Raw genomic sequence first — 26,836 nt, forward strand, 5'->3', positions numbered from 1 at the left:
GGTTTAATTATAGATAGGATATAGTGCAATCGTATTTACCTGTTAACGACATAATTTTGCATTATTACGCCATAGGAGCTGATCGTTCATATGTACGTTTGGTCAAAAAGCGAAGAACGCTTAAATAGATATGCAAGATTGCTGCAAGGTGAGAGCTTGACCATCCATGTTTATTATTGGGGAGCGGTACCAAAGCTTGTTGCAAATGCTGTTCATAAGCATTCTTTTTTTGAGGTTTGTTACGTGGCTGGAGGTACCGGTATTTATGAGGAAGGCGGAACGGCTTATCCTCTGCATGAAGGCGTGCTTTTTTGCTCGCGGCCAAATATCCGTCATCAAATAAGAGATGTAGATCAATTGGATTTATTATATGTTGCCTACGAGCTCGATGAGAAGCTTTCTAAGCCGGATGAATTCGAATATTACAATCAGTCTTTAAACAGCGGCACGATTTGGATTGAAAACCAGCAGCATTCTCCAACAGCTCAAATTTGGAAATCGCTGCTCATTCCAAGCGAAGAAATGTTCGCTGTGCCAATCGCCTTGCTGAATCAGCTGGCACATGCCTTGATCCTAACGTTTCCTACAATTGTAGGTGGGAGGAACAAAAATACAGAAATCATTTTGCCCGCATCCAATGCAGCTATCCTCATTAGCCGCGCAAAGCTGTACATACGCGATAATTTAGGCGCTAATTTGAGCTTATCGGAGGTTGCCCGCTACATTAATGTGTCGGAGCGCCATCTATCTAGGCTTTTTTCGCAAAGCGTTCATGAATCGTTCTCCATGCTTGTTAGACATGAGCGAGTCCGCGTGGCGGAGCAGCTGCTATCACAAACAGCAACGCCGATTAAAACCATCGCTGAGCGCTGCGGCTTCTCATCCGTACATTATTTTTCCCGAACGTTTGCCGAAGCAAAAGGCATTCCTCCAGCTGCCTTTCGAGAAGCCAGCCGCAGAAATACCGATGATGACTAGTTGTAACTCTAGTTCATTGATTATAGGTCATGAATCGTAATCTCGCTTCTGACCATAAACCTTGCGTTAACGCCTGCTTGACCAATGCCTTTGGAAATGTAAAAGGTGCCATCCTTATTGTGATGAAGGCCTTTATAGATTCCTTTCACGGACAACGGGCCCTTTGGCTTTAATGCAAAAAAGAACGGCACGTTCAGCTGCTTCCCATGCAGATGACCGGCCATCAAATATTGAAAAGGACGATTAATTTTTAGAACGACATTAGGATCATGCGTCATAATGACGACAGGCTTGCTATCATCCATACCTCTAAATGAAGGTAAGATTCGGCTATGATGAGAGCAGTCATCGTCGATTCCGACAAGCTGAAAATCATCGAGCATGACATTCTCGTTACGCAGCACCTTAATCCCATAAACGCCAAATAGATCGAGCAATTTCTTTAAACGCGGAAGCTCATAATCATGGTTTCCGAGCACTGCATAGACAGGTATTCCGCTGTCTGCTATAGCTTTAAGATAATAGCCTACCCGCGTCAAATAGTGTTCTTTATACGTATAATCGCCGGTCAGAAAAATGTAGTCAGGCTGCACGGAGGCAATGACATGCTGAATTCGCTTTGTGCTTATGCGCAGCCTGTCTACATGCAAATCGCTTATTTGCAATATGCATTTGTTAATGCCAATGGGATGTGTAATTTTTTCGATTTTCAACCACTGGGTTGGGAAGATAAAGAGCAGGTACAAGAGAAGCACGGTTATTCCGAGCGTTAGTATAATAGCCAAATGTGTCCTCCTAATCATTGAAACCAATTCTGAGTTAATCTATCCAAAGGAGTAAATGCCTGTCCCTGTCATGAACTTTACTACTCTAATTAGTATAGTAAAGTTACGACTATAAAGCTACTTGCAGCTGGTTGCCTAACAAACGGCTGAACAGTCCTTTTTTATCCTCAGCGAGCATGATAAAATGGCCCGTTTGCACGATTTTCCCATTTTCCAACACGATAACCTGATCTGCATTCCGAATGGTCGATAGGCGATGAGCAACGACGATAACGGTCATTTTTCCCTTAAGCCGCTCTATGGCTTCTTGAATTTTTGTCTCGTTCAAGCTGTCTAGTGCGCTTGTAGCCTCATCCAAAATAAGGATAGATGGCTTTCTTAATATTGCTCTAGCCAAAACGAGTCTCTGACGCTCCCCGCCTGATAAACGTATTCCACGATCACCAATAATCGTATCGATGCCATCCGGAAGCTTGCGAACAAATTCAGCCGCAGAAGAGAACTCCATCGCTTCCCATATTTGATCTTCCGTCGCATTCGGATCGATTAATATTAAGTTATCTCTAATCGTCCCATGGAACAGAAACGGCTCCTGCGGGACATAACTGATTGATCTTCTTAACGACAACAGATCCTCATCTGTAAGCGTCTTGCCGTCAATGAGCACAGAACCTTGATCAGGCTTCAACATGCCCATAATCATATCAATTAATGTACTTTTACCTGCACCTGATTGACCAACAATTGCAGTCATACCATTAGCAGGAATACGAAGATTAATAGCTTCTAATGTATAGTCTACCTGATCTTGATCGTAACGGAAATATACTTGACGGCATTCAAGCTGATGCTCGAACTTCATGCTGCCAACATTCTCATCTTCGTATTGAATGATATCTGTTACTTCCTGAACTTGCATGCATTCTTCTTGAAGGTTCATCAATGTTTTGAAAGCGGGTATGGAGGAAGCAATTAGTTCAACATTGGACTGAATTCCTGTGAATCGTGGCCATAGACGAGCGAAAATAGCAATGATAAGCAATAAATACCCGCCTTCTTGTTGGAACATTGTCGCCGAGAACAAAATAAATACAGCGATCATAAGCGAAGAAGTCAACTTGTAAACAAGCTGAGAATTATTACTAACAATACTATTGCTATTCCGCTCTTCCGCTTGTTTTCGAGTCCAGCCCAGCATCCAACGATAACGTGATGTCTCTAAAGAGTTACTCTTAATATCCTTCATTCCATTGAACTGATCCGTAATGCCTGCCATATAACCTTGATAAAGTTCAATAGCTTCACTTCCAAGCTCTTTTGATTGTTTAATAAATCGACGAGATATAAAAATGACAATTAAACCAAAGCCAAGCACAAAAAGCGTCATCTTAGCCGAAATTACAAATGCAATACCTATTTGAATCATTGTAAAAATGATTGATGTCAAAAGTTGAAGAATAAGGTAAGCGCCATTAGTCACACGCCATAATTGATCGGTCAAAGATGAGATGAGATCTGTTTTTCGTTTTTTTAAAAAGAAAGCCCACTGTGTTTGCAATAATGTTCGATATATTTCTAATCTCACACTATTAACATACCCTGTCAAAATTCGCGTTTCGCGTATGCTAAGATTTCGAGTTACAAAACTTTGACCGATAACTAATGTTAAATATACGGAAAGGATGATCAATAAGGCTTGCAGTTTAGGCATAACTTGCAAAAATTCAAAAAAGGCGAGGCCAGGTATAGCGTGGATTTGAAAATCAATAATACCGATAATAGATAATAAAGGGATTAATAATAACATTCCAGCGCCCTCTAACAAACCAATGAGCATCATGCCGAATAAATTGAAATAAAGCACCTTGCCAGAGTAACTATGTAGCTTCTTAGTGAAATATATAATGTGACTCATTACCTCATCACTTTCCATTCTTTTTCATTGAATGAACTTAGCGAACATACCCGTTACGGTAAATCTGTTCATTTCTTCAGCACCTGAGACAACCAAAGAACCGCTCCGAAGCCAAGCATGAGCGATTAACTTCCCGTTCTCGTCCTTTGCTGTTCCTAAATACAAGGTGCTTTCAATTTGACGTCTTTCCAGCATCTTCATAGCAGTAATCGCTCGAACTAAACATTTTGTCTCCCAAAACGTATTTCTTCCCATTATTTCTATCGATTGATAAACATTGAAAATTATCTCGTGATTTTGCTGACTATATTCAGAGTCGGTTTCCTTCAAATAAACGCCCAGTGTAGGAGCTATCCGTGAGAATGGAAAATAAAGCAGCTGCATTCTTATCCTTCCCAAATATAAACCTGTCTCGATAAAGAGGAGCAGCGTCTTCATATCCAAAGAAAAAACTGTTTTACATTTTCCTATAATCCCCATTTTCTCACCTTAACGTTATAGACTGTAGTGAATTAATTTTTCTTCTGACAGATGAAGCAGGAACGGCAGCAGTTGCTCTTCACAAGTAATCCGATCGACATCATATTGTTCTATCAACTTATCAATTAGTTGCATGACAGGAATAGGCTCCTGTATTAGCTCCCAAATCTGACTCCCCATAATGCCAAGATTATAATAGTTCCCGTTTCTGATACTTAAAATAACTTTTTCACCGCCCATATCACTAACGATATTCTCCTGGTCTCGAACAATACTCGCTTGTGCTAGATTTGCCTGATTCAATGTTAGGCTGTTCGTTTCTATTGTCATCATTTATTCCTCCAACGAAATGGTTTTTAATATAAGATCGACTAATTGTGGAGCCGAAAATCCATTTTCCGAACGCCGTAAATGATAGATAGGCAGTCTCTCTCCCAACTTTGAGGAGAAACCGAAATGCCAGCTCATAAGGTTCATTTTTGGAATTAAAAAATGTCTATATGTATGTTGAAATAATAAAGGCAGTCTTTCCAGCTTCTTAACTGCTTGAATATTTATTCCGTCTACATCTGATTTTTCTAATAAGAAAATCCCTGCTAGTGGTATAGGATCCGTATAATATTTATCTTCAACCGAGATGCAGAACTTCGTTTCCCGACCATGAATGGAACGAAGCTCAGCGTTATTCATTCCGAAAGCATCCAAGCTCTGCTGCCATAGCTTCTGCTGCGGATAGGAGGGAGTAACGATAGGGCGATGCTCTGCTGGTAAGAATGAAATAGGAACAATATCATCTGTTACAAGCTTATGTCCCCGTCCTACAAAAGCAGAAGCGAGGGTTGACTTGCCGGCCCCTGATTCACCTATAAAAGCATAGGCATTACCATTAATAACAACTGCACTCCCATGAAGTGGATAAATCGATCTTTGTATAAGTATGATCCCCATACAGGTACCAAGAAGGTACAATCGAATTACATCCTCGTCTGCTTCAGCGCATGGAGACACAATGATCTTATTGCCATTTTGAATACTAAAAACACCGGCATCAGGTAGTCTCATCGTTACTGCTTCTCCATCAACAATAACTTCATAAGGCGATAAATTAAACGCTTCCTTAAAGCTGGGGTCTATCACAACTTCAACATCATTACACACTTGAAGATCATTCATCCTAAGTAGTTCAGGAAATGGAATTTCACTAGATATGTTCAAACCAAATGCTTTATAACCTTCCCTGACCTTTGTAATCAACAGACATCCACTCCATAAAAAGATAATTAACATTCAAGCCCTTATATAACAAACATACAAGGGCTTGAAGTTTAACTTACACAATTGCGATTAGCTATAACGGAGGTCTGGAACGGGAGTTCCAGTTGGGAATGTTGCATCCAAACGAGTACCCACTTTAGGACTAGCTTCAGTCATTTTGACTTCCAGAACTTGTAGTTCTGGCTTGATCCATTGCTTCTTTGACATATGTATCACCTCCTTAATGATGTTTATCACTTTTGTATCCATGAAACCAATCTAGCTTTCCTAGTAAATTAGAGTGATGCTATGAGTAGATGGTTAAAAATGTCGTTTAAGGAATCGATACACAATTACACTTCTCATAAGGGCTCGCAAACCTTCATCCTCTGCTAGATTTGAATCCGCCTTTTTTTTAAAACGTAACAATGCTCCTTTAACCAGGTTGCCATCTACAAGAGACATCATTCTATCATCTTTGCTCATAGACTCTGCCTCTTCGATAAACAAATGCCAATCTGGTCTTATACGATGAAGCCAATCCAAACCTTGAACGCCGCGAACACGCTGGTTGAGCCTTACGTCATCCGGTAAATAATTTTCAGTTGCTCTTCGAATAAGAGCTCGATCTAATCCCTTATGAACATATTGATCCTCTGGTACCGATAAGCAAAACTGGATAACTCTACTATCATTTGACGGATCACGACTCCATAAAGCATTAGGTAACGAAAATTTTGATGTAACTGTATTGGTAGCATTCCAGTATAATGGATTCTCAAAATGTTCTCTTCTTATTTTATAAATGTTCTGCTCGACTAGCCAACCTGTCTGGTCCATTCCATGCTCGCGAAGTTGATCAAAAACTTTAGTTTTCGTTGCAAAATCGCTATTTATAATAGGTCCAATAGAAGGCTCTTGATTGATATGTAATCTGTTAAGTGCTGGAAAAGCCATTTTACTCAAAACAGAAAGTACTCGTCCACGCCCAGTCCCCATATTTCTACTAAATGCCTTTACTTCGTTATGTAAATGAATCCATCTGAAACGTTTTAAGAGACGAGAGTAGTTTTCGAGGGCATCACCCCAAGAAATGGACAAGTTACCTCGCGCACCTGTTAGTAATATGCCAATGTCTTTCGCCGCAGCTTGTTCGAATATGCCTCTTATCCAAAAAGAGTTCTCAAAAAATTTATAAGGCATTTCTAATGTCTCCAGAAATGGATCAATATCTGAAAACGAATTTCTATCTTTAAAGTCAAGATAGTTCGCTTGAAACCCACCAACATACTGGACAGTTGAATTAATATAGGGTGATTCATTAGCAATCGTTTGACGAGAGGTATAATCGTCAAAATCGCTTGGAGGAACATAACTGAATGTATGTATTTCTTTATTTATTGGACGAAGGGCTTTAACTGCAAAACTAACTACTGCTCCTGAATCCAACCCCCCACTTAATTGTGAACCTATTTGTTTGTAAGTGCGCAATCGTGCATTTACTGACTGTTGAAATACATCCCTGAATGCTTCAACATATTGTTCGTCCGTTTTGAAGCGAAGTTTCTTATTTGCCGTTAGCTTAAAATATCGCATGACCTTTACTTGACCATTAACCAATGTCATGCAATGAGATGGCGGCAATTGCAAAATATCCTTATACACATTTTGTGTAACGTCAACAACATCAATTACTGTGCTGATAGCTAAAAACTGTGCCATCCATTGCTCATTCAGACGTTTATGAACATCTGGCAGCTCTAACAGTGGTTTCATCGTCGTACACATCGCTAACCGATTTCCATTCCAGTGATAATACAAAGTTCTGCAACCAGAAAAATCTCTAGCAGCAAATACTCTTTGCTCTCTTTCATCCCATATTACAAAAGCAAAATCACCGATTAGATACTTGGGTGATTCAACACCCCATTTTGCATAGGAGAGTAAAATGAGCTCTGCATCAGTCATTTGCATTCTACGATCAAGGTGTACGTTTAGTGATTCAAATAATTCATTACGGTTATCAATAATTGCATCTGCACTTATGACTAAACGTCTTTCCGAATCATAGTATGGATTGCATTCCCCGACAGATTCTGGTGTAATCCATTGATTATGGCATCCAACAAACACATTGTTCTTATTCCATGCTTGAGCTGTATTGCAAGGAAACCGAGATAATTGCTGCATCAGTCTATTCCCCTGATCTAACACATGGGCTGTCTGATCAACTTCATAAACGACTGCTATTGCGCTCATTCGTGCCTCCGATTTAGATAGCCAGCGTGTTCTTCAATCGAACGAGATGCGAGCATCATTGAATGTCTTTTAGTTCTTAATAAAGAACATATTTGAATAATACACTTGAAAACAGACGTTGTCAATCGTTTTTTCACCAAAATATCACAAAATAAAACGAAACATCGTTCTTTTATAAGAACAACATTTCGAAATGGGTTTAACCTTATTTTTTTCTAATTTAGACGTCATTTTATTTTTTATTCGTTAAAACTTACAAGCTTTCGCAATTAAGAATTATTCGTTATAATAGTGTTAGTCTACAACGAAGAGATAACGGGGGAGTTTGCTATGATCGGAGAACGTATTCAGATGCTGCGCAAGAGAAAAGGCCTATCCCTAACGGAGTTGTCGCAACGGGCAGGCGTCGCAAAATCTTACTTAAGCTCTATTGAACGAGGGCTCCAGCAAAATCCTTCGATTCAATTTCTCGAAAAGGTAGGCGCAGTATTAAACGTAACGGTTGAAGAATTTTTAAATAGCGATGAAAATAATGATCATAAAACTAGCAATCTAGACACCGAGTGGGCCGATCTAGTTCGAGAAGCAATGGCTTCTGGCGTAAGCAAAGATCAATTTAAAGAATTTTTAGAATTCAATAAATGGAAAATAAAGCGCGAGTAGCGCTTTATTCTCTTTTATACGGCTGTTTCTTGTATATCATCTTTCTTGCTTTCTTCAAGACATAGTAATACCTTTCTAACATCTTCCTTGCTAAACCCCAAAGAACGTGCATTCATGATTAATGCTACCCATTCCATATCTAAATCCTGATTATCCTCTGATTTTGTAAGTACCATTTTCCCATGTCCCCCATTCAATTTGGGACGGTTGCACCACTGACTCCATGCGTTTAAGGTGCCCAGATACTAAACGCATTTCAACGTCTCCCTATGCTTGTCATTCGTTTATAGATGTATTATAAATCACTCTAATTGCGTATGCTGTCGCTTCCTGTCTCACAAAATTGAAAGATAATTACATTTTTTGTCGAATTTATTTAATGATTGTTAAAGGGATCAGGGGAAGGAAACAGAGCCCACTAGATCAAATTAGGAGCTCTAAAATGTTGCTTCATTAACAGAGTTATCCGGTATATTATTTTGCTGCAAGTTCAGATTTCAACAGTGTATCTTCTTCATATCCATTCGGATTTGAAAATTGCCATCTCCACGTATCGCTGCACATTTCTTCTATTCCTTTTGTTGCAAACCAATTCAATTCTTCATTTGCCTTCAGTGTATCTGCATAACAAACAGCAATATCGCCAGGTCTGCGGCTAACGACCTCGTATGGAATGCTTTGACCAGTTACCTTCTCGAAGGCTGCAATCATCTCTAACACACTGTAGCCATTTCCAGTGCCAAGATTATATATATTCACATTTGATTTTCTACTCCTGTTTTCCAGTGCCTTTACATGCCCCTTTGCTAGATCTACTACATGAATGTAGTCTCTCACTCCAGTGCCATCCACAGTTGGATAATCATTTCCAAACACATGTAACTGCTTAAGCTTGCCAACAGCTACCTGCGATATGTAAGGCATTAAGTTGTTTGGCACTCCATTTGGATTTTCTCCAATTCGACCACTTTTATGGGCGCCAATAGGGTTGAAATACCTCAGGATCGTTATTCCCCAGCTGTTATCTGAACTAGCTAGATCCAGTAAGATTTGTTCTAGCATGAGCTTAGTCCGGCCATATGGATTTGTTGCTGAGAGCGGTGAATCCTCAATAATCGGAACTTGTTCGGGCCGTCCATAAACAGTAGCCGAGGAACTAAACACTAATTTATGAACACCAAATTTCTTCATGACTCCACAGAGAATTAAAGTGCTCGTTATATTGGTATGATAATAAGATAAAGGCATTTGTACAGACTCTCCGACAGCCTTTAACCCAGCGAAGTGAATAACGGCATCAATAGCATGATTTGAAAATACATGGTCGAGTCCCTTTTGATCCATAAGATCCATTTGATAAAAGGTAAAGGATTTATTTGTAATCTCTTTTACCCTTTCTAAAGCGATATAGCTGCTATTAGACAAATTATCAACAACCACTAATTCATATCCCGCTTCAAGAAGCTCAATGCAAGTATGACTGCCTATGTACCCCGCTCCGCCTGTTACTAAGATTGCCATTTTATTTACCCCTCTCAATTATTCTTAATAAAGAACAATTAAATCAAAAAAATACCTCTCCGATGCTAAGCTCACATGCATACCTTTTCGCTGTAATAATTTATCATTGCTACATCTTCTCTTTCATCGAATTTTCTCGCAAAGTATTTATTCGATTTTTCAATAGAATCAATATCATTAAAGCTTAGGTTTATGGGGTGATTACTATTGTTATATTCTTCTCCCCATTTTAAATAAGTTAAATTATCATTAGTGACCTGATCCGCATATTTCGAGTTCATAACTAAGGTTTGAAAAAACCATTCATCTGGGCACAGAGCGTTTTTGAAATATTGATAATACCATTTGTTCTGGTCAAGAAAATCTATGATAAATCTTGCAACTTCAATTGGTATGCAGAACCATGAGGAGCCATGATACAACAAATAATTGTTAGGCATTAACTGGCGGTTAGGGAAAAGAACTAAACCTTTCTTATACAGTTTCAGCATTATGCTTCTGAAAACTCTAAGCGGGTGGAATGTATTGTATTGTCTTCTTGCTGAATCAAACCATTTCATATTTACATGTGCAGCAGAAATATCACGATCATGAATAAATTTCGCAGACATAAATATTTTATTGGGATTTTCCATTAAATGAACTTTAAGACCATTTTTAACGAGTAAATCCTGACCGCTCCTTAAGCATACAAAGTCATAATCTACTTTTGAGGTTAATACCTTCCTTAGCAGCATGATCGTTGCATCCACTTGGCTAATATCTCCCCATTTCACATTACAGCTTTCTTCCAACACGTTAATGCGTGGGGATCTATTAATTTTAGGTGATACCTCATCGTAATTTTTTTTATCAATATGAACATATACATCTGCCGTATCGGTTGCAGTCAATTGACTAATAAACGTATTTACTTGGGCTGGGTTTTTATGAATTTGCAATATGTAGGCAGTTGAGGGTAAAGCTGATTTCATTAGTTCACTCCCCTTAATTCTCAATAACGAACATTATATTTTAAAATAGTCCCTGCCTCAACTTGTAAGTGACAGGGATCTATTCTTTTTTTAAGGTTAAAAGCTAGCTGCTGCTAAGATCAGTGTTGTCAATCAATCGGACATATGGGGCGGTTCCTGTTACTGTTACACCGCTAAATGTAGATTTAGCGATAGTTACGGATTGATTTTGCCGAATCCAATTTAAATTTACTTTCGTGTTTTCAAGATAAGATTGTGAAAATACAGCTTTGTTCATATTGTCCGACTTGCCAATAGCTGAATTTAAAAAGGTAGTGCCTGAAACGATTGAATTGCCATCCACCGCGATACCAGAATTTTGTAGCAACGATGATCTCAGCGTAACTTGCCGAGTGAACTTTGCATCGGTCGAACCAAGCTGAACGTCACTTGCTCCCATAACTGTACTTTTAGCTCTAATAAATTCACTATTGCTAATGTGAGAAGCCTCAAATTTTGCGGAGCCTTCAATAACCGTCATGCCGTTAATCATGTTTGGGCGTCCTACATAATCTTGAGGTACGTTTATTAAAACATCGTAATTCTTTACCGTAACATTTCTAATGACAGCACCAGCTGCTAAAATATTGAAATTTCGTGCTAAAGCATTATCATTGCGCCAGTCTCGTTCTATTGTGATGTAGGACAAATAACATCTTCCGTAATTAAATCTGCTAATGTTAAATCCAGGCTGCCCAGCGTCTTTAATAACAACCGGTGGACCTCCCTTCGTTTCAGATACCTGAAATGCTACGGAAGAGATATTTACTGTGTAATATAATTTATCAATGCTAATTCCTGTCGGAACCTTGCCTACCCATTGTTCAAATGATATTTGTGCACCGTTGCCCATGCCATGTGGAGTACTATACGTAAAAGTTCCTGTAGTCACATTAACTGCAGGTGTCCCGAAATAGCCATAGACACTGGAGCCACTAACCATTCCATCTTTAATGACACAATTTTGTACGACTGCCCCTCTGACATCATTAAGCTTTAAATTACCCCTAACAAATACAGCGCCATTCACGAAATTATCACCTTGCACACTTAAATCACAATCCGTAAATGAGTTGTTTATATATGCTACTAATGGGTAATTTGAATATGAGCTTACTCCACCAACGTTTTTGCCTTCAAAGTTATTTCCAACCAAGTTAATCTCAGTACCATCAACATTAACAAAATGTCCTCTTGCGTTGCTGTAGATATAATTGTCTGTAATATAAATTCTATAATTCAATTCAAATCCTGACGGATTAGTCGCAGACTTAACTGGTATATTGGTTTCACTTACCTGCGATTCAATGTCAATTCCGAACATAGGAGATGTTCCAGTTCGGAAATTTGACGTTACCCCATCATCATCAATACCAATATGATGAATATGGTTGCGATAAACATGCACATCGTTTGAACCGCACAATGAAATCCCTTGCCTTCGGCAATGATGGATATTGGTATCATGAATAAGGATTTGGTAACCCATCTGCTCCTGCGTGTACAATGATGGATCATCATAATATTGCTCCCAGCTTGAATAAATCCCATCACCTGTACAATTAGAAATTTCAATATTGCTTATCTCTATTTGATTAGAACCGAGAACACTAACCCCGTAACCCTTCTCATGAGTATAAGCTACATTGTCAACCTTACCTCGAAGCGCGCTAATCTGACTATCCGTCAATGGGGTAGGTAATAAGATGGCAAATACCATTTTGTTGTTTTTACTTACATCCTTATCCTCATTTAAAAGCCAACCTCTTCCGGCTGGATTTGCTGGAGCAAAAGCGCCATTTGTCCTAGAACCAACAAAAGTTACCTTGGAAACGGTATCTTTATATTGATAAAACTGATAGCTGGATGCATTTACACCAGTCATGCTCCATAATCTAAAATTAGTTAGAAGTCCTGGATGCTCGTAACGATCTAGTACATCGCTTCTGATCCAATTAGGATTATCGTTCAATGAACCGTCAGCATTAATGCCGCCTCTAGTAAAATTCACATAAATTTCATATAAATGTGTCTTCTTGTCACCAATTAGTTGCCCACCTGACAACTTGGCATCACTAATCGCCTTCATTTCAATAATTGAGTAATTCGGTGATGAATTCGTTTCCATTACAATGGCGCAGCCTTGTTCCAACTCTAGATGAATACCGCTTACTAGTTTAATAGCAACTAAGGAACTAGGATCCATTCTGACGCAATAAGTCCCACTAGGAAGCACGATATGCTGATACCCCTCAGAATTGGCCCATACTATAGCATCATTTATGCCTTTAGTCGTTGTTGCAGCATTCGAATTATCGTTGCTTATATTAAAACGGTCAAGCTCAATTCGGTATGACCCATATTGCTGCATAACTTTCACCTCCGTTTTACTCTTAACATATGTAGCTTGTCAGAGAACGGTTACTTAGTTCCGCCAACTTCCATATGACGCTTGCGCTTAATTGTCTTATGGTAAACACTGGTGAAGTGAGGGAGCTTATGCAGCAAAGCAAGTACGACGCCATACAAATATTTAAACTCAGCGGTACGGTGAAAAAACACAATGTATATTATATTTACAAGTACGAAGCAAATGAAACTCTGAATAATTAAACCTATTATGGTATTTGAAGGTACAATAATAATAGCTCTACTAGCAATCAAACATGAAATCACACCAATACATGTATAGTAAACATAACTACTGTAGTATCTTCTTATAGGCTGATTGAATACCTTCTTATAAACTAACATAGGTGTATACCAAAAAGGGATCGCTAATGCACTTAACACTGATCCTGCAAAAATACCGGCAATCCCCCAGAACTTTACGAAAACCAGTGAAATTCCTAAATTGATTACGGCTTGAAACAAAGGAGAAAACCGATCCTCGTGAAAAATCCCAGCTGTCGTTTTAACTGCGCTTAATGAATTGCGCATACCTCTTTCATAGAATGCGATAACAAGAACAAGAAGTACAGTATTGGTCATTTTGTATTCAGAACCAATCCAAATATCAATAAAGGGCTCAACCAATAAATAAAGCATGATTGATAATAATGAATATAACCAGAAATTAAGCAAATAGGTGACTTTGAAAATACGATAAATTGCTTCTGCACTTTCCTTCGCTACTAAATTGCCTAGGCTGTGATACATATTGCTAAATACCTGATTCAAAAATGTACGGCATATATCTATAAGCATTTTATAATTGGAATATAAACCTACAGCAGCAATACTGATAAATGAGGAAATAAGGATACTATCCACGCCAAAAATAAAGTAATTGCCTACATTTTGGAGAACGATAGCTTTCATATTTTTTATAAAACTAGCTTTAGTTTCATAATCCAACTTGCTTTTTATCTTCTCTTTAAGGAAAGGATACATTTTATCAACGATATAGGCTACTATTATGGAGGTAATTATAGACAGTATACTCTCAACTATTAAATAGAGTATGTAGTTTTCTGTGAAATAGAGGATTGCAATTTTCATACAAGTCGAAATAATAGCAGAAATCGAGAAAACAATCGTTACGATATAGTTTTTCTGGTTTACGTTCAAAAAAGAATTCTTGTACACAAACAAATAAGGGGCAGCTGTATTAATAAGAAAAAGCACATAAATAAAGCTGATGTTTTCAACGTTTGTTTCCTTAATAAATAGATGGAGGAATGGCATGAGACCTAGGCCCAGTAGCAAGACAACGCCCGCGATAATCTGATAGGCTTTTTTATACAATTGCATTAATGCTAATATTTTGGGACGATCATTATCCGCTACCGGCTTGTATAGATTATAAATAATGCTTGAACCTATACCCGCCTCAGCTAATGTAAGCATAGAGAGAATGCTTGTGAATAATCCGTTGATGCCTAAATATTCTACTCCTAAGCTGTGAATAAAGACTGTACGCGAAATAAAACTTAATGCAGTTATAATTATTTGATTACCTAAGCCAGCAGAAATATTAAGCAGTGAACTTTTTATTCTCATTTGTATCTCCTATCTTACAAAGCCCATTGTGCCAAGCAAAACATGATACAAAACATCTCTTTGCACGGCTGATATGTTTCTGTTTTGTTGATATCCATTTTTCATCCTTTGTATACAACCCTCGAATGTTTATAATGGTTTATAATCCGAATACAAAACCCTTGTGTAAACGGCAGAACATTAAATAGCATGGAATAAACACCAATATCCTTTGTATCCCCTTGTGAGAAATCCACAGCACCATTTCTTCGAGTTACCTTCATTAAATATTGAATCGCTCGTTCTGTACCTTCGATACATTCCTCTGAAATCTCCTCAATTTGGGAGGCTTGTAGCAAAAACCACCCTAATGTTGCTGTTGCGGAGGAATCTGCTCGTGTCTCACGGCGTGTAACTGTCCAGTTCCAATTCCCATCTTTTCCTTGAAAAGTTAGAATGGACTTAGCAAACTTTGTTACAAAATGCTCTAGTCTAGGCTTATACTGATGTGTTTCTGGAAGTTCATGCCAAGCATCGATAAGCCCAATTGCTAGCCAACCAAGACCTCTTCCCCAACCATAAAGTCCAAGAGGCATTGCATTATCCATATGGTAAGCATGACTTGGGATATAGTGTTCATCAAGCATGCCATTTTGTTGATATTGCTCTATCTGTTTTACTGCAAGCTCGACGCATTCCGGTTTATTGTATTTTAAGCCGTATGAAACTAAGAATGGGCAAATAAATCCAATCGTATCAACATAACGATAATTTTTCATAAACTTTCGATATTGAACAGTGCCATCCTCACCAAGATGGGACTGTATTAGTGACCAAGTACTGTCATATGCTGGCTTGAACCTCTCGGTATTAATACCTTCAAGCTTCATGACACCATACGCAAGAATAGCAGAGTCAATATTAGAAGGTACGTTCTTCCAATTACCGCTTGTATCAAACTTTGCATTTAAAAATTGCTCAATACCGATTATCAAGTCTTTATCCGCGCCATTTTTTAGACACTCATTCAAGCCGAGTAATAACGATGCCTCTTGCCAATGCTGGATCACACTCTTGGAATAATTCCCTTTTAGCATGTCAATCGCAATTAGCCTTGTATTGTCGGTTACTTTTATTTTCGGTGTATGATTAAGCCATTTTACGCCCACTTGCGTAATGGATTGATTCCATTCCTGTTTATTCGTATACCTGCCGATATAAATTCTACTTATCCAATCCTTGCTGATCGGCATGATATCTATGGCTACGATGATTATTGTTACAACGATGAACACAATAGCTATAATTTCTAACATCTTATACTCTCCTTCGTACTAACCTAAGTTAATGCATAAAATTTCTCTATCTCCGATTCTGTTCCTAAACTTTCCTTCGACAAACATTCTTTTAATGAGAGTCTTAAAGCATCGCTCTCCATTATTTCAATGATGCCTTCGGATATTGCAGCTGAATTCATTTCTACAATTAATCCATTCTTATAATGTGTAATTTGGTCTTTTGCTGTACTGAAGTTTGTAACTACAATTGGTTTATTCAAGATTTTCGCTTCATCTATTGCTATTGATTTCCCTTCAAAACGAGAAGGCTGGACATAAATGTCTGCTTCTCTGATATAAGGATATGGATTATCCTTAATCCCAATTAGATAAAAATGATCATGAAGTTGGTAATCGTTAATCATTTGCTCAAGCCTATTTCGCTCCTCACCTTCGCCAATCACATACCATCGAATATCATAGTTTTTGTCTACTAAGCTTTTACAGGCTTCTATAGCCATTTCAAAACCTTTCTGTTTGTTCAGTCTACCTATTGAGACAATTGTCGTACTCTTACTGTCGTATAAATTGCTGCTCTCAACAGACATTTGGTGGATAAGCGTAGGTGACACAATATTTTGGATAACTTGCACCTTACTCTTATATTGAGGAAATTTTTGCTCCAAAACATCACCGCAAATATCCGAAACTGTTACAATATGATCCAAAAACTTAAAAAATTTATTATCAATACTTGGATCCATTTGAAGCTTATTGTAATCATTATGAATATAACCTAGCTTCTTAGTAGCCTTCACTTTTTCTATTCCAAAATAAACTGGGTTTTTCTCCAAATAACCTATGGCAGCATCATATGTTCCTGATAATGATGGCAGCGTGTAAGATAAATACTTCCATACGCGTTGCTCCCGCCTTGAAGCATTTTTCTCTGTATAAAAAATGTAACCTGCAAACAGTCTGAACATTGCAACAGAAAATATACCTTTCGATATGCAATCGATAAGAGCAGCTTTTAAGGGCATATCAAAGTATTGATAGTAGGGCGGTTCCTTCAACAGATTCACTTGCTCGGGAAGCTTGCTCAGAAAAATCCCCTCATGCTTGAATAAAAATAGATCAACGTCGTATTTCGAGTAATCTATCGTTTGCAGCAAAGACAGCAGTGACTTCTCTGCTCCGCCGCAATTCAAATTGTTCATAATAAACAATAGTTTTTTCTTCATGCCAACCACCTATCCAAGCAAGCTATATAGCTTATTTATTTCCTCTTCTGTGCCTAATTGCAGCTGTGATAAATGTTCGCTCATCTGTTTGCTTATTCTCTGATTGTGAATAAGCTCGGATATTCCAAGCGCGACTGCTTCTGCATTCATTTCTACAATTAGTCCTTCTACACCATCCACAATTTGATCCTTTGCAGTGCTAAAATTAGTAATCAAGATAGGTTTATTTAATATTTTGGCCTCATCAATCGCAATGGACTTACCCTCAAACCTCGAAGTCTGAGCATAAATATCCGCTTGCTTAACATAGGGGTATGGATTTGATTTCAGTCCTAAAAGCCTAACATACTGCTGCAACCCGGCTGCTTTAATAAGCTCTGTAAGACGCTGTCGCTCTTCCCCTTCACCAATAATATTCCATTGAAATTGAATGCCCATGTCTTTCAATAGACTACAGGCTTCAATAGCAAGTTCAAATCCCTTCTGCGTATGAAGCCTTCCAATAGAAAGAATGACGGTCTCTTTTCCTCTCCGTCCGAATACATCATGGGTTCCCTTCTCCGATAGCTGTTTAATTACCTTTGGAGAAACGATATTGTGAATAACCTCAATTTTCTTATCTTGATTTGGAAATCTGCGTTTCAAAATATGTCCGCACTCTTCAGAAACGGTAACAATATGATCCAGCTCCTCAAAATAATTCAAATCGAAAAACGGATCCATTCCTAATTTGTCGTAATCATTATGTACCCAGCCTATTTTTTTGACAGCATCAACCTTTTCTGCGCAGAAATATATTGATGTTTTCTCCAAAAAAGCAATAGCAGCGTCATACTTCGTATTCATTTTCCCAATGGCGCTAGCCATGTATTTCCAGCTCTTTTGTTCTCCGATGCTTACGTTATTGGAAACTTTATTTTTGTAGCTAAACATAATTCTGTTGTAAGCAAGTACAGCTTTTTTATCCATTAAAAATTTTGATACAGAGTAACGTATTGGCATGACAAAACGATTGTAGCTCTCCGGTAAAGGAAGAACATGAACGTCTTCCGGAATTAACTCCATAAATAGACCTTCATGATTAAACATAAATAAATCAACCTCATATTTTTTAAAGTCTAAGATTGCTAGCAGATTAATCAGGCTTCGCTCGGCTCCTCCGGCAGATAAGCTAGGTATTATAAACAATAGTTTTTTTTTCATTTTCACCTCATGCTAATTCGCTTAGATAATTTGCTGCTTTATAAGACATTTTCTTAATTTCAGGAATTGCTTGTTTAAGTCTATTTTTCAGTTCTATCTCTTCTCTAACCATTTCATCGAATTTCCCAATCAAACGATGGCTATCCGAAATTTCTTCGATGCCTAAAACGAGCTTTTCTTCTCCAAAAATATCGCGAGCGATGCCTTTTGATTTAACACTGTAGCCAAGCACCATCGTTGGTACGTAATTGGAGTATGCTGCAATCGTTGCATGAGTCCTTGCACCAATGAAAAATCTCATCCTAGCAATATACCCTTTATATTGAATAGCTGTTAGGTTGTCTGGCAAAAGCACCACTCTCCCAGTGTGCTTATAAGTTTCGTAGTAGCTGCTAAGCACCTCGTAATCATTATTACCTTGAATAATGACATGTGGGGTTAAAGCGATCGTCATGTCTGTTGTTTTCAAAATATGCTGAATCAGCTCATCAACTGCAGCTTGAGACTGCTTATTTCTCTTCCACACTAATGGACTAAAGTTTAGTCCCAGCGTATTTCCCTCCTGCCAGCCCTTAGGGAGTGCAAGCTCTTCCTTCTCCATTGTGAAGGCAGGATCAGCACATAACTTAACATTCTTCAGTCCCTTGCTGACCAGCATGTTGTAGGTTAGCGACTCCCGTGAAAGAATTAAGTCAAACAGCTGCAAATCCTCCAATTTTCTGGGAGTCATATCTTCTTCTCCGATCGAGCATCCCCAAAGAACCAATTTCTTACCTTGAGCTTTAACGCGCTTATCTATTTCATACCAGCCTGGCTGCTCGCCGTAGCAATAATTATCACCACCGATAGATAGACAAACATCCATATCTTTTATTTTTTCAATAATATTATGATGAATGACTCCAAGTGCATAAGACTCATCTTGAAACAGCTTTATTTTTAGAGAAGATAGTAACCAATCATATGAGTATCTTTTTATGGAACGTGTAGAACCATCATAAATGCCGTCCAGCTTGGAAATCACCGTATCAGTTTCCGGCTGCGATGAGGCTAAATATACTTTAGCACCTCCTATTTTCTCCTTTAAAATGGCTGTTGATGAACGAACAATCGCTTCACACCCTCGATTGAGACTGCTCTCATGGGCAAACATCATAATCTTCATAATAAATCCCCCGCTACTTCTTATTTCTGAATCTGCTGTAGGACGTAAGACAATACAAGCCTAATATCGATTGCTTATTCATTAGATGAAGAATTAGTTTCTGATAGCGTCCGAGTACAAGCTCCATTTCCTTCTTGTAAACTGGCAATGCATTTCTTACATCATCATTTGCTATCATTTTACGAACATAGCTAAACTGTTTATTAATGCTTAGATCTTCTGTTGGCCTTAAGTAAATATGGATATATGCCATTACACTATGTATTAATTTAATCGACTTCAGTTGTTTAATCGTGTTTCGGTCTAATATTTTCGCATAATATACTGGAGGGTCAGAGACAAAAACCTCCAATGCTCTCTGAAAATAATCCTTTTGAATCACATTTCTAGTTGCACTTCCGCTGACTTCACGGTAATGATAGCCGGTATAATCGAGATATTTCATACTGACCGCAAAACTGAAAAATATCATATTAAACATGCCATCTTCACCGAGAGCTACTCGTTCAGGAAAACGTATAGCATGCTCTTTAATTAATGCATTTCGGTAGAGCTTATTGCATGCTGTATTCAACGTTTCTGTTTTCAGAAAAGCGGGTAAAACCTCTTTTTGAATAAATTCCGTTGTTAGTACTATATCTGTCGGGAAAGAATATCTCGTTATAACATGAGCGCCTTCAATCTCACTCTCGAAATTGGATAACACGACATCACAATTGTCCTGAACAGCTGATGTATAGAGTCGTTTATACATATCTGGATCAATGTAATCATCAGCGTCGACAAATCCGATAAATTGTCCCTTTGCAGCCTCTAAACCAACATTACGTGCAATACTGACACCTTGGTTTTGTTGTTGAATGAGGCTAATACGTGATTCTAAGTTTTGATAGCTTTCTATAATAGCTGCGCTGTTATCCGTAGACCCATCATCTATAAAAATGAGCTCAACTTCTTTAATTGTCTGAGTCAGCAGGGAATCAATACATTCCCTTAAATAAGGTTCTGCATTGAATACAGGTACAATTATGCTTACCTTTACGTTCACCTACTGCTCCTCCCTCCAGTCGAGATGAGATCATACAGCTTCTCCATCTCATTTCCATTACTATAATCTGTCTGTACGCAGTTAGCGGCCAGTCTCTCTCTGAGCGTTGTATCATGAAATAACTTTTCAATACCTGTCGCAATGCCTAAAATCGACAAGTCCGTAATGTATCCATCAACCTCATGCTGAACTTGGCTCGGAGCTGTTGGATAATTCGTAATGACAATCGGTTTACCAAGAATTTTGGCTTCCGTAACTGTAACCGCTTTGCCTTCATACCTAGATGGTTGTATATACAAATCGCATTTGTTCATATAGGGATAGGGATTGGTTTGCTTCCCAAGTAAAACAAACTGATCTTCAAGTTTGTTTTCAGCGATAAGCGCTCTAAGCATTGCTTCATCATCACCATAACCAATCACATACCAAACCAGATTGTTATAGCCTCTATCTACAAGCTGCTTAAATGCCATTATTGCCTGGTCAAACCCTTTTGGATGACACAATCTGCCTACAGAAAGCAGCTTGAACCTCGAATCATTATCCATTGGATTACCTATCACTTCTTCTTTTGCCAATGCTCTGACAAAATCAGGAGAGATCATATTTTCTATAACTTTTACTTTATTTTTTAAAGACTTATAACTTTCTAGAAATGAGTCTCTGCATGCGTCCGAAACCGCGATTATGTAGTCAAATTTATCCCACATCTTCAAATCCTGCTGACGATTGGTTACAACTGTCGAATAATCGGTATGAATCCAAGCTACCTTCTTTTCCGCCCTCACCTTATCAGCTACATAGTAATGCGGCCATAAGTAACTTATTGCAACGTCGTATTGCTTGTTACATTCAGGCAGAAAAGGAAGAGCATACTTCCACATAAGCTGCATCTGGAAATAGCCCATTTCAGGTATTCCTTTAACTTTGCTTACTACGGTCGAATGCACTTTAGCAAGTAAGCGCGAAGCGCTTATTCTCAGCTGTTTTTCCTTGATTGTTTCATTTATTGATTTACGAAATGTCGCATATTGAGGAATCTCACGGAGTAAATTAGGTTTATCTGACAGCAAGCTCATAAAATCCCCTTTATGACGGTACAGCATAAGATCAATATCATATAGGCTATAATCGAACTCATCCAACATACCGGCAAGGCTTCTTTCTACCCCTCCAACCTCCATATCATAGGAGGCAATCAATACATTTCTCATCTCGTTCTCCTATTCAATAGCAGCTTTTTCTCGCGGCGCCTTTTCAACATTCGCCAACCCCATATAAGTGGACGAAGCGGAAAATAAAGAAAGTGCAGCGGTTTAGGCAGCGGAAGCGTTTTTGCATCTTCTGGGTAGGGATAAAGGAAACTCGCTATAAAAAAAAACTTTTGTCTCGTTGTAAGTAGCCCAAACAAATATTTTTTATGATAGCGATCTACTTCCTCCGGTATGGGCGGAGTATGTAAGTTTATGATTCGATGAACATAATACATTGCGTCCTCTGCTGACCATTCTGCTTTTCTATCCGTTATTAGCGGCTTCATTTCTTCACGTAAGGGAGTTGCCATTAATCTAGCTACTAATAGAAGTGCTTGCCCCCCGATATGAGCAAATTGATGTTTCCTCAGCAATCGAATTAATTTCGGCCAATCTACTTTTTGATTTACTAGTTGTTTAATATCTAGCAACCAACGAAGTCTGGACCAACCATGGCGAGCGCCGTGAGAAACGAGAAACATAAATAAATCTTCTCTACCGAGATAATAGATTGGTCTTGAAATGAGTGAGCTCTGTCTTCTACGCTCCCATAAATCATCAAATTTCGGTTCCTTTGCAGGTGCAGGATTAAGTCGCCAATGAACCTCAACCTTGATCGCTTTGTCTGGATGGACAAAGGCCGTATGATGATGACGCCATTTCCAGTCATTTAAGACTGATTCGATATAATCATCTTTTACATACCCAAGCGATACGAGTAGAGCTTCAGCACGTTCTAGATCCTTGATTGGAATTAGGAAATCCAGATCACACGATGTGCGAAGTGATACGTCTCCATATAAGTCAGCAGCAATGACTGGCCCTTTAAGAAAGAGCGAACGAATGCCGTTCTCAGAGAACACCTTAGCCAGCTGTTCCATCTCTCCGCTGAGTGCCAACATCTGTAGAGTGTTGCGATAATAGTCACGATGAAACATTTGAGTTACAAAAGTAGGGATATCGGTTGACTTCATTTTTTGCAGCTTGAGATTGAGAGTGGGAAAAACACGATGATGTCTTGCTAACTCAATAAATTTGTCCCAATCCGTCTTATGGAGCAGCTCCTGTATATCAAAAGTTATTTTAGCTCCATGATCCATAACAAGGATCGAAAGAAGCAGTCTCAATTCGTCAGACAGTTCTTCCTTTTGGAGTGAGACGTCGTTATTCATGAATTTCTCCTTCATATTGATGAACTCACAGCGAACAAAGAACTCGTTTTTGTTCTATAAAACGAACACAAGTACAGATTATCACCTCTACAGTCGGTTGTCAATCTATTTACCGCCTGGCACTGTGAAATTATGAAACGTTAACATTGCTATGTTGATAGGGAATAGAAGCTTCAGCATATACAGATTGAATACAATTGATCACTCGCGATTGTTCGTCCTCCGACATACTGGAACCTGAAGGTAAACAAATACCTGTTTCAAATAGCTGCTCCGACACGTTAATGCCTTCTTCATGGGAGTAATAAGTGTTTTCTTTGAATAAAGGCTGCAAGTGCAACGGTTTCCATACATGACGCGCTTCAATCTTCGCTTTACCAAATGCCTCTAGTAAATAATGCACGGAAATACCTGATTCTTGCAAATTCAAGGTTATCGTAGTAAGCCATCTATTTGACCTGGTGTTCTCTAACTCAGGCATAAACTGAAGCCCTGGCAAATGGCCCAATTCTCTTTTATAACAGTCAAAAATGTTTCTCCTCGCTATTACTCTTTCATCCAGAACTTCTAATTGCGCTCTTCCTACACCAGCAAGCAGGTTGCTTAATCGGTAATTATAACCCATATCACTATGCTGATAATGAGGAGCTGCGTCTCTCGCTTGCGTTGCCAAAAACCGTGCTCTTCGCAGCACTTCTTCATCATCCGATACCAGCATTCCGCCACCCGATGTAGTTATTATTTTGTTGCCGTTAAAAGAGTAAATGCCAAATTTCCCGAATGAACCGCTCTTTTTCCCCTTATAACTTGATCCAAGAGACTCCGCGGAATCTTCAATGATAGGAACCTCATATTGATTACATAAAGCGATAATCTCTTCCATTTTGGCACTTTGCCCATACAGATGAACAACGATAACTGCTTTTGGCAAATTCCCTTCCTGATTAGCCTTCTCTAAAGCTCGCTGCAGCGCTTGTGGTGACATATTCCATGTGTCAAACTCCGAATCGATAAATACAGGTTCGGCTCCAACGTACAAAATCGGATTAGCACTCGCTACAAAAGTTAAGCTTGAGCAAAATACGAAATCGCCTTTCTTGACATGCAGCAAACGAAGCGCCAAATGAATCGCTGCCGTTCCGGAGCTTACTGCAACAGCATCTTTAACACCAGCATATGCTGCCATTTCTTTCTCGAAGGCATCAACATGGGGACCGAGCGGTGCTATCCAATTCGTAGCGAATGCTTCGTGGATATATTGTTGTTCAGTTCCACTCATATGTGGCGGGGAAAGATAAATAAACTTTGGCTCAGCTAACATGAACAGATTCACCATCCTTAATAAACATATGTTTGCAAGCGTAAAGATCAGGAAGCTCTCTTAAACTATCAATACGGTAATGTGCCTCATACTCAGGCGTAACATTAGCGTTTGCGTATTCGCCATTTTCCCTTTGAATATGGACCGTGGTCCATCCCAGCTGCTTCGCGGTTACGAAGTCCTTTTTCACATTATCTCCAACATACATGCATTGATTGTGATCGATCTGCAGTTTCCTACTGACCTCTTCATAAACTAATGGGCTTGGCTTCCAATTTTCTCTGCCGTATTCATCTGACAAAACAATGACTTCAAATCTGTCTGCCAGCTTTAAAGCGTGAACCTTTTGCTGTTGAGCATTGAGATATCCGTCAGAAATAAGAGCTAATTTGACCTCTGATGATAGATGCTCCAGCACCCACTTCGCGTCTTCTGCCAAATGAATGTCTGGTATATGAGATCGATAACAGTTGATTAATATTTTTATAGTAGAATCCCCATACTCTACTCCAAGCTGATCAAGAACCTTATTAAAAATGAACTCTCTTAATCCGGAATGAAATAATTTAACCGCTGATTCAAAAAAACCAGTTACACCGAATTGTTTAATAATATAATGATCTACAGCTTTAAAACCACTGATGACATACTGCTTCTCTTCATACAATGTATCATCCATATCAAACACTATAGCCTTAATGGTCATAGGAGATATCCTTTGTAAAAATGGCCTCATCGTATCGAAGCATCGTCAGTTGATCGCACCAGCTATTATCCTGTCCCTCATCAAGCATTTCCCCGCGACCCAGCCTAATGGTCCATAAAGGAAAATCTGCCCCTGCTTCAATAGCTAGTGGAACCCCTCCACCAAAACGAGGATTGATTTCTATAAAAGTAATCTCACCGTTTGCTTGTTTAAAGCATTGCAGGGTTATACATCCTACTGGACCTGGCAATGCACGTACGACATGCTCGGCTGCATTTATGACATCCTGATTTTTCATCGTAATCCCTTTGCTTACTTCTCCTGCTCTTGTTTCGAGCCGAAGTCTAGGCACAATCGTTTTTATATTACCGAAGAAATCCACCATAACATCGATGGTATACTCCTCGCCGGTTACAAACTCTTGAATCATCGCATTAGGTATGTACTCTTTAAAAAAATGGAGCTCCTTCTCATTTTTAATTTTTGTGACGCCTTGGCTGGAGCTGCCGTTTCTTGGTTTAATCATCAACGGAAACTGATAGTTTTTTTCGTGAATCTCATCCTCGCTGTATACTTTAGGCGTTCGAATATCGTTCTCAGAGAAAAACCGATAGGTCTTCTCTTTATCAAACGTAATTTCATTTAATTCACTGCTGGATAAAAGCAATTTCACACCTATTTCTTCAAATAAAGAACGATTGGCAGCTAGCAGAACGAGCTCTGAATCAATTAATGGGATGAGAAGATGAATATTCTCATCCACACAGATCGCAAGGAGTGTCTCCAAGTAATGCTGTTCAACTACTCTAGGAACTAATACATGCCGATCACTCATAAAGGCTGTTGGCGCAGTAGTCTTAACATCAGCAGTTACAATTTTCCCATTAATACCGTGAAGCGCGTAAGCCTCTTTAAATTTCTTGATGAGTGATACTCTTCTACCCGAGCTTGTAAATAAAAGATTCAATTCATTAGCCTTCATGATTCGAGACACTCCCTTTAAACATTGGCATCGTTGCATGATTTGCATTACTTATCCCTTCCGGACGGACAACCTTTAAGAAGGTTTGAAACAGAATTTTCAAATCAAGCAAAATGCTCCAATTCTCTACATACCAAACATCCAGTGCAAACTTCTCTTCCCATGAAATTGCGTTTCTTCCATTAATTTGAGCCCAGCCAGTTATACCTGGCCTTACTTGATGCCGCCTTGCTTGTTCCTCTGTATATAACGGTAAGTACTCCATAAGAAGCGGTCTTGGACCAACAAGACTTAAATCGCCCCTTACTACATTAATAAGTTGAAGCAATTCATCAAGACTAAACTTCCGTAAGAAACTCCCAAAAGGAGTCAGCCTTATATGATCCGGCAGCAACTGACCGAGGCTGTCCTTCTCATCTGTCATCGTTCTAAATTTGTAAACAACAAAAGGGGCACCGTGGAGTCCTGGACGCTGCTGCTTATAAACAATTGGTGTTCCTAGCTTAATGCGTACCAATATTGCAGTAATTCCAATGATCGGCAGCATAATGAGTAAGATTATACTCGAAACAAAAATATCAAATAATCGCTTTGTCATAGATAGGTGCTCCCGTAG

Annotated in this window: 25 protein-coding genes and 1 riboswitch; of the genes, 2 read left to right on the forward strand and 23 right to left on the reverse strand. The window is 38.8% G+C overall.

Translation table 11 applies throughout. The features are described from left to right. Positions 1-90 precede the first annotated feature (90 nt). Entirely contained in the window at positions 91-978 is an 888-nt protein-coding gene (locus AB4Z50_RS11445) for a helix-turn-helix domain-containing protein (protein WP_441878931.1), read from the forward strand. Positions 979-998: 20 nt separating this feature from the next. Here the strand turns inward: AB4Z50_RS11445 and AB4Z50_RS11450 are convergent, their stop codons facing one another. The 7 genes from AB4Z50_RS11450 to AB4Z50_RS11480 all read right to left on the reverse strand — a co-directional run bounded on the left by AB4Z50_RS11450 (position 999) and on the right by AB4Z50_RS11480 (position 7,671). Continuing rightward, positions 999-1,763 carry a metallophosphoesterase gene (locus AB4Z50_RS11450; RefSeq protein ID WP_441878933.1) on the reverse strand — a complete coding sequence of 255 codons (765 nt, stop codon included), beginning with the start codon at positions 1,761-1,763 and terminating at the stop codon, positions 999-1,001. Positions 1,764-1,872: 109 nt separating this feature from the next. Beyond that, positions 1,873-3,678 (reverse strand): ABC transporter ATP-binding protein, encoded by a 1,806-nt coding sequence (locus tag AB4Z50_RS11455; RefSeq protein ID WP_441878935.1) that lies wholly within the window; start codon positions 3,676-3,678, stop codon positions 1,873-1,875. A 24-nt stretch (positions 3,679-3,702) separates the two neighbouring features. Beyond that, entirely contained in the window at positions 3,703-4,158 is a 456-nt protein-coding gene (locus tag AB4Z50_RS11460) for a lasso peptide biosynthesis B2 protein (RefSeq protein WP_339207758.1), read from the reverse strand. A 15-nt stretch (positions 4,159-4,173) separates the two neighbouring features. Next, complete coding sequence (locus tag AB4Z50_RS11465; protein ID WP_441878938.1) at positions 4,174-4,488, reverse strand: lasso peptide biosynthesis PqqD family chaperone; 315 nt, start codon at positions 4,486-4,488, stop codon at positions 4,174-4,176. Between the two features lie 3 nt (positions 4,489-4,491). Next, positions 4,492-5,412, reverse strand: a complete 921-nt coding sequence (locus AB4Z50_RS11470) for an aldolase (protein WP_441878940.1) — start codon at positions 5,410-5,412, stop codon at positions 4,492-4,494. A gap of 90 nt (positions 5,413-5,502) precedes the next feature. Then, complete coding sequence (locus AB4Z50_RS11475; RefSeq protein ID WP_339207755.1) at positions 5,503-5,640, reverse strand: paeninodin family lasso peptide; 138 nt, start codon at positions 5,638-5,640, stop codon at positions 5,503-5,505. Between the two features lie 93 nt (positions 5,641-5,733). Then, positions 5,734-7,671 (reverse strand): asparagine synthase-related protein, encoded by a 1,938-nt coding sequence (locus AB4Z50_RS11480; protein WP_441878942.1) that lies wholly within the window; start codon positions 7,669-7,671, stop codon positions 5,734-5,736. 330 nt (positions 7,672-8,001) lie between these two features. Here AB4Z50_RS11480 and AB4Z50_RS11485 point away from each other — a divergent pair, with 330 nt between their 5' ends. Further along, positions 8,002-8,334 carry a helix-turn-helix domain-containing protein gene (locus tag AB4Z50_RS11485; protein ID WP_441878944.1) on the forward strand — a complete coding sequence of 111 codons (333 nt, stop codon included), beginning with the start codon at positions 8,002-8,004 and terminating at the stop codon, positions 8,332-8,334. A 14-nt stretch (positions 8,335-8,348) separates the two neighbouring features. On the opposite strand, the gene AB4Z50_RS11490 is transcribed toward AB4Z50_RS11485, so the two are convergent. The 16 genes from AB4Z50_RS11490 to AB4Z50_RS11565 all read right to left on the reverse strand — a co-directional run bounded on the left by AB4Z50_RS11490 (position 8,349) and on the right by AB4Z50_RS11565 (position 26,818). Continuing rightward, on the reverse strand, positions 8,349-8,510 hold the full coding sequence (locus AB4Z50_RS11490) for an anti-repressor SinI family protein (RefSeq protein ID WP_339207751.1): 162 nt from the start codon (positions 8,508-8,510) through the stop codon (positions 8,349-8,351). 18 nt (positions 8,511-8,528) lie between these two features. After that, positions 8,529-8,610, reverse strand: a riboswitch (cyclic di-GMP riboswitch). A gap of 198 nt (positions 8,611-8,808) precedes the next feature. Then, on the reverse strand, positions 8,809-9,855 hold the full coding sequence (galE, locus tag AB4Z50_RS11495; RefSeq protein ID WP_441878946.1) for a UDP-glucose 4-epimerase GalE: 1,047 nt from the start codon (positions 9,853-9,855) through the stop codon (positions 8,809-8,811). A 71-nt stretch (positions 9,856-9,926) separates the two neighbouring features. Continuing rightward, positions 9,927-10,829, reverse strand: a complete 903-nt coding sequence (locus AB4Z50_RS11500; RefSeq protein WP_441878948.1) for a beta-1,6-N-acetylglucosaminyltransferase — start codon at positions 10,827-10,829, stop codon at positions 9,927-9,929. Positions 10,830-10,932: 103 nt separating this feature from the next. After that, the gene (locus AB4Z50_RS11505; protein WP_441878950.1) at positions 10,933-13,239 is read right to left on the reverse strand and encodes a right-handed parallel beta-helix repeat-containing protein; all 2,307 of its coding nucleotides are present in this window, start codon (positions 13,237-13,239) and stop codon (positions 10,933-10,935) included. A 50-nt stretch (positions 13,240-13,289) separates the two neighbouring features. Next, positions 13,290-14,870: a lipopolysaccharide biosynthesis protein gene (locus tag AB4Z50_RS11510; protein WP_441878952.1), complete on the reverse strand. Its 1,581-nt coding sequence runs from the start codon at positions 14,868-14,870 to the stop codon at positions 13,290-13,292. 101 nt (positions 14,871-14,971) lie between these two features. After that, on the reverse strand, positions 14,972-16,165 hold the full coding sequence (locus tag AB4Z50_RS11515; protein WP_441878954.1) for a glycoside hydrolase family 88 protein: 1,194 nt from the start codon (positions 16,163-16,165) through the stop codon (positions 14,972-14,974). A 23-nt stretch (positions 16,166-16,188) separates the two neighbouring features. Next, on the reverse strand, positions 16,189-17,370 hold the full coding sequence (locus AB4Z50_RS11520) for a glycosyltransferase (RefSeq protein ID WP_441878956.1): 1,182 nt from the start codon (positions 17,368-17,370) through the stop codon (positions 16,189-16,191). 9 nt (positions 17,371-17,379) lie between these two features. Beyond that, positions 17,380-18,573, reverse strand: a complete 1,194-nt coding sequence (locus AB4Z50_RS11525) for a glycosyltransferase (protein ID WP_441878958.1) — start codon at positions 18,571-18,573, stop codon at positions 17,380-17,382. 7 nt (positions 18,574-18,580) lie between these two features. Further along, a complete protein-coding gene (locus AB4Z50_RS11530; RefSeq protein ID WP_441878960.1) occupies positions 18,581-19,738 on the reverse strand; it encodes a polysaccharide pyruvyl transferase family protein in 1,158 nt (385 codons plus the stop codon). Positions 19,739-19,751: 13 nt separating this feature from the next. Further along, positions 19,752-20,786, reverse strand: a complete 1,035-nt coding sequence (locus AB4Z50_RS11535) for a glycosyltransferase (protein WP_441878962.1) — start codon at positions 20,784-20,786, stop codon at positions 19,752-19,754. Beyond that, positions 20,783-22,000 (reverse strand): glycosyltransferase, encoded by a 1,218-nt coding sequence (locus tag AB4Z50_RS11540; protein ID WP_441878964.1) that lies wholly within the window; start codon positions 21,998-22,000, stop codon positions 20,783-20,785. Before AB4Z50_RS11540 ends, AB4Z50_RS11535 begins: the two co-directional genes overlap by 4 nt. Further along, complete coding sequence (locus AB4Z50_RS11545) at positions 21,997-23,211, reverse strand: nucleotidyltransferase domain-containing protein (protein WP_441878966.1); 1,215 nt, start codon at positions 23,209-23,211, stop codon at positions 21,997-21,999. The genes AB4Z50_RS11540 and AB4Z50_RS11545 overlap by 4 nt, the downstream gene beginning before the upstream one ends. Before the next feature lie 130 nt (positions 23,212-23,341). After that, the gene (locus tag AB4Z50_RS11550) at positions 23,342-24,532 is read right to left on the reverse strand and encodes a DegT/DnrJ/EryC1/StrS family aminotransferase (protein ID WP_441878968.1); all 1,191 of its coding nucleotides are present in this window, start codon (positions 24,530-24,532) and stop codon (positions 23,342-23,344) included. Further along, the gene (locus AB4Z50_RS11555; RefSeq protein ID WP_441878970.1) at positions 24,522-25,238 is read right to left on the reverse strand and encodes an HAD family hydrolase; all 717 of its coding nucleotides are present in this window, start codon (positions 25,236-25,238) and stop codon (positions 24,522-24,524) included. The genes AB4Z50_RS11550 and AB4Z50_RS11555 overlap by 11 nt, the downstream gene beginning before the upstream one ends. After that, on the reverse strand, positions 25,228-26,220 hold the full coding sequence (locus AB4Z50_RS11560) for an ATP-grasp domain-containing protein (protein ID WP_441878972.1): 993 nt from the start codon (positions 26,218-26,220) through the stop codon (positions 25,228-25,230). The genes AB4Z50_RS11555 and AB4Z50_RS11560 overlap by 11 nt, the downstream gene beginning before the upstream one ends. After that, complete coding sequence (locus AB4Z50_RS11565) at positions 26,210-26,818, reverse strand: sugar transferase (protein ID WP_441878974.1); 609 nt, start codon at positions 26,816-26,818, stop codon at positions 26,210-26,212. The genes AB4Z50_RS11560 and AB4Z50_RS11565 overlap by 11 nt, the downstream gene beginning before the upstream one ends. Positions 26,819-26,836: the final 18 nt, after the last annotated feature.

Origin of the sequence: Paenibacillus sp. 2TAB26 (genome assembly GCF_052115145.1) — a bacterium.
Taxonomy (GTDB): Bacteria; Bacillota; Bacilli; order Paenibacillales; family Paenibacillaceae; genus Pristimantibacillus.

Bases quoted from the DNA above. Each gene is read 5' to 3' on its own strand.
- AB4Z50_RS11510 (WP_441878952.1), bottom strand. From the start codon at position 14,870: ATGAGAATAAAAAGTTCACTGCTTAATATTTCTGCTGGCTTAGGTAAT.
- AB4Z50_RS11500 (WP_441878948.1), bottom strand. From the start codon at position 10,829: ATGAAATCAGCTTTACCCTCAACTGCCTACATATTGCAAATTCATAAA.
- AB4Z50_RS11540 (WP_441878964.1), bottom strand. From the start codon at position 22,000: ATGAGAAATGTATTGATTGCCTCCTATGATATGGAGGTTGGAGGGGTA.
- AB4Z50_RS11505 (WP_441878950.1), bottom strand. From the start codon at position 13,239: ATGCAGCAATATGGGTCATACCGAATTGAGCTTGACCGTTTTAATATA.
- AB4Z50_RS11475 (WP_339207755.1), bottom strand. From the start codon at position 5,640: ATGTCAAAGAAGCAATGGATCAAGCCAGAACTACAAGTTCTGGAAGTC.
- AB4Z50_RS11525 (WP_441878958.1), bottom strand. From the start codon at position 18,573: ATGAAAAAAAAACTATTGTTTATAATACCTAGCTTATCTGCCGGAGGA.
- AB4Z50_RS11565 (WP_441878974.1), bottom strand. From the start codon at position 26,818: ATGACAAAGCGATTATTTGATATTTTTGTTTCGAGTATAATCTTACTC.
- AB4Z50_RS11485 (WP_441878944.1), top strand. From the start codon at position 8,002: ATGATCGGAGAACGTATTCAGATGCTGCGCAAGAGAAAAGGCCTATCC.
- AB4Z50_RS11550 (WP_441878968.1), bottom strand. From the start codon at position 24,532: ATGTTAGCTGAGCCAAAGTTTATTTATCTTTCCCCGCCACATATGAGT.
- galE (WP_441878946.1), bottom strand. From the start codon at position 9,855: ATGGCAATCTTAGTAACAGGCGGAGCGGGGTACATAGGCAGTCATACT.
- AB4Z50_RS11530 (WP_441878960.1), bottom strand. From the start codon at position 19,738: ATGAAGATTATGATGTTTGCCCATGAGAGCAGTCTCAATCGAGGGTGT.
- AB4Z50_RS11490 (WP_339207751.1), bottom strand. From the start codon at position 8,510: ATGGTACTTACAAAATCAGAGGATAATCAGGATTTAGATATGGAATGG.
- AB4Z50_RS11520 (WP_441878956.1), bottom strand. From the start codon at position 17,370: ATGAAGAAAAAACTATTGTTTATTATGAACAATTTGAATTGCGGCGGA.
- AB4Z50_RS11460 (WP_339207758.1), bottom strand. From the start codon at position 4,158: ATGGGGATTATAGGAAAATGTAAAACAGTTTTTTCTTTGGATATGAAG.
- AB4Z50_RS11455 (WP_441878935.1), bottom strand. From the start codon at position 3,678: ATGAGTCACATTATATATTTCACTAAGAAGCTACATAGTTACTCTGGC.
- AB4Z50_RS11445 (WP_441878931.1), top strand. From the start codon at position 91: ATGTACGTTTGGTCAAAAAGCGAAGAACGCTTAAATAGATATGCAAGA.
- AB4Z50_RS11480 (WP_441878942.1), bottom strand. From the start codon at position 7,671: ATGAGCGCAATAGCAGTCGTTTATGAAGTTGATCAGACAGCCCATGTG.
- AB4Z50_RS11545 (WP_441878966.1), bottom strand. From the start codon at position 23,211: ATGAATAACGACGTCTCACTCCAAAAGGAAGAACTGTCTGACGAATTG.
- AB4Z50_RS11515 (WP_441878954.1), bottom strand. From the start codon at position 16,165: ATGTTAGAAATTATAGCTATTGTGTTCATCGTTGTAACAATAATCATC.
- AB4Z50_RS11465 (WP_441878938.1), bottom strand. From the start codon at position 4,488: ATGACAATAGAAACGAACAGCCTAACATTGAATCAGGCAAATCTAGCA.
- AB4Z50_RS11560 (WP_441878972.1), bottom strand. From the start codon at position 26,220: ATGAAGGCTAATGAATTGAATCTTTTATTTACAAGCTCGGGTAGAAGA.
- AB4Z50_RS11555 (WP_441878970.1), bottom strand. From the start codon at position 25,238: ATGACCATTAAGGCTATAGTGTTTGATATGGATGATACATTGTATGAA.